This is a genomic window from Paraburkholderia sp. SIMBA_054 (assembly GCF_046534875.1).
In the GTDB taxonomy this organism is placed as follows: Bacteria; Pseudomonadota; Gammaproteobacteria; order Burkholderiales; family Burkholderiaceae; genus Paraburkholderia; species Paraburkholderia hospita.
Genome location: NZ_JAWRXV010000133.1, coordinates 1 through 5,941, shown reverse-complemented (window position 1 = coordinate 5,941; position 5,941 = coordinate 1). Strand labels below are relative to the sequence as shown.

At 60.6% G+C, this 5,941-nt stretch carries 6 protein-coding genes; 4 read left to right on the top strand and 2 right to left on the bottom strand.

The annotated features are described in order from the left end of the window. Positions 1-154: 154 nt before the first annotated feature. Entirely contained in the window at positions 155-526 is a 372-nt protein-coding gene (locus SB822_RS54045; RefSeq protein ID WP_094296774.1) for a cupin domain-containing protein, read from the bottom strand. A gap of 151 nt (positions 527-677) precedes the next feature. On the opposite strand from SB822_RS54045, the gene SB822_RS54040 reads away from it, so the two are divergent. After that, positions 678-2,105: an aldehyde dehydrogenase family protein gene (locus SB822_RS54040; protein WP_410858710.1), complete on the top strand. Its 1,428-nt coding sequence runs from the start codon at positions 678-680 to the stop codon at positions 2,103-2,105. A 3-nt stretch (positions 2,106-2,108) separates the two neighbouring features. Here the strand turns inward: SB822_RS54040 and SB822_RS54035 are convergent, their stop codons facing one another. Then, the gene (locus SB822_RS54035; RefSeq protein ID WP_410858711.1) at positions 2,109-3,059 is read right to left on the bottom strand and encodes a LysR substrate-binding domain-containing protein; all 951 of its coding nucleotides are present in this window, start codon (positions 3,057-3,059) and stop codon (positions 2,109-2,111) included. A gap of 125 nt (positions 3,060-3,184) precedes the next feature. On the opposite strand from SB822_RS54035, the gene SB822_RS54030 reads away from it, so the two are divergent. The 3 genes from SB822_RS54030 to SB822_RS54020 all read left to right on the top strand — a co-directional run. Then, positions 3,185-4,357: a M20 aminoacylase family protein gene (locus tag SB822_RS54030; protein ID WP_410858709.1), complete on the top strand. Its 1,173-nt coding sequence runs from the start codon at positions 3,185-3,187 to the stop codon at positions 4,355-4,357. A gap of 18 nt (positions 4,358-4,375) precedes the next feature. Beyond that, positions 4,376-5,725 carry an MFS transporter gene (locus SB822_RS54025; protein ID WP_410858708.1) on the top strand — a complete coding sequence of 450 codons (1,350 nt, stop codon included), beginning with the start codon at positions 4,376-4,378 and terminating at the stop codon, positions 5,723-5,725. Next, a partial coding sequence (locus SB822_RS54020; protein ID WP_410858707.1) for a hypothetical protein occupies positions 5,722-5,941 on the top strand: 220 nt, incomplete at its 3' end. The genes SB822_RS54025 and SB822_RS54020, both read left to right, overlap by 4 nt.

The window sequence follows — 5,941 nt, the reverse complement described above, 5'->3', positions numbered from 1 at the left end:
GCGGCGGCAAAGAAAAGTAGGTGCCGCCCCGCACAGGGGCGACGCTTGAAGCACGAAGGCAAATCGCGGATGCCAGCAAAAAGTCCGAATGCCACCCTAACGGCAAGCACAAAAAAACCGCGCACAAACCGCGCGGCCGGTTTAAACCAGAACCTCAACCGCAATAAACAACACTGTACTTCTTAGTAGCAACAGGCATATGCCACGTACCCGAGAAGCCCTTGTGAAGAATAAAAGCGTCACCAGCCTTATAGTGATCGGAACGCCCATCGTCGCTGGTGATCACGACTTCGCCTTCGATGAGCACACAGACTTCATGAATCGGCAGATCAGACAACTTCAACGTACCAGCATCGCACTGCCAAACCCCAGCGGTGAGCACATTGTCTGCATCAGAAAAAGCAGTCAACGCATGCGGCGCTTTAGCGCCATCGAGAATCACATCAGCAGGATCATGCAACGCCGGCTGCAGGCCCGTAGCGCCAGGGCCCTTCACGTCGATACGGGTAAAAGTAATGTTGCTCATGTCAAAGTCTCCAGAATGATTCGCAGATCAAAGCGGGTTGATTGGGAAACGCGAGTCTGAGCTAAAGACGCTCGCCAATGAATTTCGATTTGAAGACATGTAGTTCGAGAACAGTCGATGTAACGTATCGGACCAATTAGAGGAAAACATCATGCAGCACGCCACGCAGTTCTATATCGACGGCAAATGGATCGACCCGATCGAACCCAAAACACTCGATGTAATCGACCCATCCACGGCTAAACCATTCGCAACGATTTCGCTCGGCAGTGCGGGCGACGTCGATCGTGCCGTCGCGGCCGCGAAAGCCGCGTTCGCTACGTATTCGGAAACCACGGTGCAACAGCGCATCGATCTGCTGCAAGCGATCCTCAAGGTCTATCGCAAGCGCTACGACGACATGGTCGACGCGATCAGCCGCGAAATGGGCGCGCCAAAACAGTTCGCCCACGACGCGCAGGCATGGACCGGCACCGCGCATCTGGAAACGATGATCCGCACGCTGCAGCATTTCGACTTCGAGCAGCTAAAAGGCAGCATGCTGATCCGCAAGGAGCCCGTCGGCGTATGCGGCCTCATCACGCCGTGGAACTGGCCCGCGTTGCAGATCACGACGAAGGTCGCACCCGCACTCGCTGCAGGTTGCACGATGGTCCTGAAGCCTTCGGAACTCGCGCCGATGAGCGCGATGCTTTACGCGGAAATCCTGCATGAAGCAGGCGTGCCCGCAGGCGTGTTCAATCTCGTCAACGGCGAAGGGCAGGTGGTGGGCGATGCCATGTCGCGTCACAAGGACATCGACATGATGTCGTTCACGGGATCGACGCGCGCAGGCGTGCAAGTCGCAAAAGCCGCCGCCGATACCGTCAAGCGCGTGCATCAGGAACTGGGCGGCAAGTCCGCGAACCTGATACTCGAAGATGCCGATCTGCGCGACGCCGTCACGCGTGGCGCGCGCGCATGCTTCGATAACAGCGGGCAATCGTGCGACGCGCCCACGCGCATGTTCGTGCCGCGCGCGCGGATGGACGAAGCGTTGTCCTACGCGAAGGAAGTGGCCGATGCGCTCGTCGTCGGTCCGGCGGACGCGCCGTCGAGCGATATGGGCCCTGTGATCAGCCAGCAGCAGTTCGACAAGATCCAGTCGACGATCGATGCAGGCGTGCGCGAAGGCGCGGTGCTAGCAGCGGGCGGACCGGGACGTCCCGAAGGCCTGGGCGATGGCTACTATGTGCGCCCGACCGTGTTCGGCCACGTGAAGCACGACATGACGATCGCGCGCGAAGAAATCTTCGGACCCGTGCTGTCGATTCTCGGCTACGACACGGAAGACGAAGCCGTCGCAATGGCCAACGACAGCATCTACGGTCTCGCGGGCTATATTCAGTCGGCGTCGCTCGAACGCGCGCGTGCCGTCGCGAAGCGGCTGCGCACAGGCACGATCTATCTGAACTACGCGGAGTACTCGCCGGAAGCGCCGTTTGGCGGCTATCGTCAGTCGGGCAACGGGCGCGAGTACGGCGAGTTCGGACTCGAAGACTTTCTGGAGATCAAGGGCGTCGTCGGATACGGGAAATAAACCCTAGAAAAGCAGTTCGATCGAATGAAACAGACGGCGGCGGTCCGCATCCTGCGACCGCGCGCCTTCGTCGATCACTTCGCGCAGGCATTCGATAAAACACGCGCCCGCAGGACTGACAGGCACGCCGCGCCGCGATGTGATGCTGACAATCGTCTCATCGACCACTTCGCGCAACGGCAGCGCGCGCAGATTCTCCTTCGCGATGTTCACCTCGACGAGCGGCCACGGAAAGATGCTGAGGAAATCCGTCTGCTGAAGCAGGCCCAGCACGATCGCGAATGAATGCGCGAGATGGATCGTGTGCGGCACCTTCATCCCGCGCTTGCGGAACAGATTGTCGGCCATCGACTCGCGGCTCGCCGGGTCCCAGTTCAATACCCATTCGGCGTCTTGCAGTTCGTGTAGCGTGCGGCATTCGCACAACGGATGCCCGCGTCGCGCGACGACGGCCGAATGCGTCGAAAAAAGCGGCACGTTATGAAACTCCGATTGCGGCGATGCAGGCGGCGGCCGCCCGATCGAAAAGTCGAGACTGCCGTCGCGCAGACGCGGCTGGACGACGGCCAATAATCCTTCGAAGAATTCCAGCTGCACGTCGGGCATTTTCTGCTTGAAGCGGTTGACCGTCTCGGGCAGAAACGTCAGCGCGAGCCACGGCGTCACGCCCACCGAGAGCTTCCCGGCCGCCGCGCCGCGCATCGCTTCGAGTTCGGCCTCGGCGCGCGCGAGCTGACCGAGCACGAGCCGCGCATGCACGACGAGCGCGCGTCCGTATTCGGTGAACGCGACGCCCGATGTGCCGCGTATCACCAGCGGCGCGCGGAGATCCGTTTCGAGTTCGCGCACGGACTTCGTGACGGCGGCAGGGGACAAGCCCAGTTGCCGCGCCGCGGCGCGGATGCTGCCTGTCTCCGCGATGGCGGCGAGCGTGCTGAGTTGATGCAGTTTCATGTCGGGCGGATGAAAGGTGGCATCGAGAGTGACAACCACTGGTTGCCACCGTACCCGTTTCCCGCCTGCCCGTCAAAAAAATAGGCGGCTATGCTGGGTTCACAGACATCGATGGAGACAGCAGCGTGAATACCATGGTCATCCCCGCCGGCATCGCCGATCTCGAAGCAGAAATGATTGCGCTGCGACGCCGCATCCATGCGCATCCCGAGCTTGCGTACGAAGAACACGTGACGGGCGATCTGGTCGCCGACAAGCTCACCGAGTGGGGCTACACCGTGACGCGCGGGCTGGGCAGCACGGGTGTCGTCGGGCAACTGAAAGTAGGCAGCGGTACGCGCAAGCTCGGCCTGCGCGCCGACATGGACGCGCTGCCCATCCACGAGCAGACGGGTCTGCCGTACGCGAGCAAGCTGCCCGGCAAGATGCACGCATGCGGCCACGATGGCCACACGGCGATGCTGCTCGCCGCGGCGAAGCATCTCGCGCAGGAACGTTCGTTCGACGGCACGCTGAACCTGATATTCCAGCCCGCCGAAGAGGGCCTTGCCGGCGCGAAGAAAATGATCGAAGACGGGCTGTTCGAGCGCTTCCCGTGCGACGCCGTGTTCGCGATGCACAACATGCCGGGTCATCCGACGGGCAAGTTCGGCTTTCTGCCGGGTTCGTTCATGGCGTCGTCGGATACCGTCATCATCAAGGTGACAGGGCGCGGCGGACACGGCGCGGTGCCGCATAAGGCCGTCGATCCCGTCGTCGTGTGCGCGCAGATCGTGCTGGCGTTGCAGACCATCGTGTCGCGCAACGTCGCGCCGCTCGATATGGCGATCATCACGGTCGGCGCGATTCACGCGGGCGAGGCACCCAATGTGATTCCGGAGACGGCGGAGATGCGTCTCTCCGTGCGCGCGCTGAAACCGGAAGTCCGCGACTATCTGGAGACGCGCATTCTGGAAGTCGTGCACGGACAGGCGTCGGTGTACAACGCGCGTGCCGAGGTCGACTATCAGCGCCGCTATCCCGTGCTCGTCAACGATGCGCAGATGACGGCATTCGCGACGCAGGTCGCGCGCGACTGGGTCGGCGACGATGGCCTGATCGCCAACATGCAGCCGCTGACGGGCAGCGAGGACTTCGCGTTCATGCTCGAACGATGCGCGGGTGCTTATCTGATCATCGGCAACGGGGACGGCGAGGGCGGCTGCATGGTGCACAACCCCGGCTACGACTTCAACGACGACTGCCTCGCGACGGGTGCCGCGTATTGGGTGCGTCTCGCGCAATCATTTCTCGTCTGACGCATCCGGGAGACGGATATGACTTACACAGCCGCAACGACTTCCACGTCGGACGACAGCATTTCAACGAGCGGTGTACAGCGGCAGCGCGCGAGCCACGCGAAAGCGATCGCTGCGATCACGCTTGGCAACGGCCTCGAGTTCTTCGACTTCACGATCTACAGCTTCTTCGCGACGATCATCGGCAAGCTGTACTTTCCTGTCGAAGGGCAGCTTGCGCAACTGATGCTCGCGGTCGGCACGTTTGGTGTCGGGTTCATCATGCGGCCGGTGGGCGGCGTGGTGCTTGGCGCGTATGCGGACCGTGCGGGCCGCAAGGCGGCGATGAGCCTGACGTTGTGGCTGATGACGCTGGGCTCGGCGATCATCGCGTTTGCACCGACGTATGCGTCGATTGGGCTCGCTGCGCCCGTGCTTGTGATTCTTGCGCGGCTGATTCAGGGCTTTGCGCTGGGCGGCGAGATCGGTGCGTCGACGTCGCTCTTGATGGAGTACGGCAGCGATCGTACGCGCGGTTTTTATGGCAGCTGGCAGTTCGTGAGTCAGGGTTTGAATACGGTGGTCGGTTCGCTGCTTGGCGTCGCGTTGGCCGCAATGCTGTCGACGCATGCGCTCGAAAGCTGGGGTTGGCGTGTGCCGTTTGTGATCGGTATGGCGATGGGGCCGATCGGCGTGTATATCCGGCGCCATCTGGATGAAACGTTGCCGTTGCCGGCGTCTTCAGATCATTCGCCTGCTCTCGAAGCCGCGACGGTTGCGAAGCCTGTGCGTGAGATTTTCGGCACGCATATGGGTTCGATTGTGACGGGTGTTGTGACGACGATTGGCGGCACGGCCGCGAACTATATCGTGCTGTTTTATCTTTCTACCTACGCGATCAAGATTCTCCATCTGCCGATGTCGCTGGCGTTGTGGGCTTCCTGGACGGCTGCTTTTGTTACGGTGATCTGCTCGCCGTTTGCTGGGTCGTTGTCCGATCGATATGGACGTAAGCGGGTGCTTTGGGTTTCTCGGGTTCTGTTGATTGCGGCTGTTTATCCTGCGTTTATGGTTATTAATGCTGTGCCTACGGTGCCGGTTTTGCTTTCCGTTGTTGCCGTGCTCGGCGTGCTTGTTGCGTTCACGGCCGTGCCTAATATCGTTATGCTGCCTGAGATGTTTCCGCGCGAGATTCGCGCTACTGGGATGTCGATTGTTTATTGTCTTGGGGTGTCGATTTTTGGTGGTTTTGCGCAGTTCTTTGCTACGTGGCTTATTCAGTTGTCCGGGAGTACGCTTGCGCCGGCCTGGTATCTGATTGGATGTGGTTTGGTTTCTTTGTTGGCGTTGCCGTTTGTTCGTGAGACGGCTGGGCGGCCTATTGATTGAAGGTTTTGTTTTGTCTGCGACGCTGGGTGGTGGTTTTGTTTTATTCGCTGGCATCCGCGTTTTGCCTTCGTATTTCAAGCGTCGCCGTTCGGTGTTTTGGCCTTTGCGCCGGCATCCGCGTGATGACTTACCCGTTCAAGCGTCGCCCCTGTGCGGGGCGGCACCTACTTTTCTTTGCCGCCGCAAAGAAAAGTAGGCAAAAGAAAGCGGCTAACA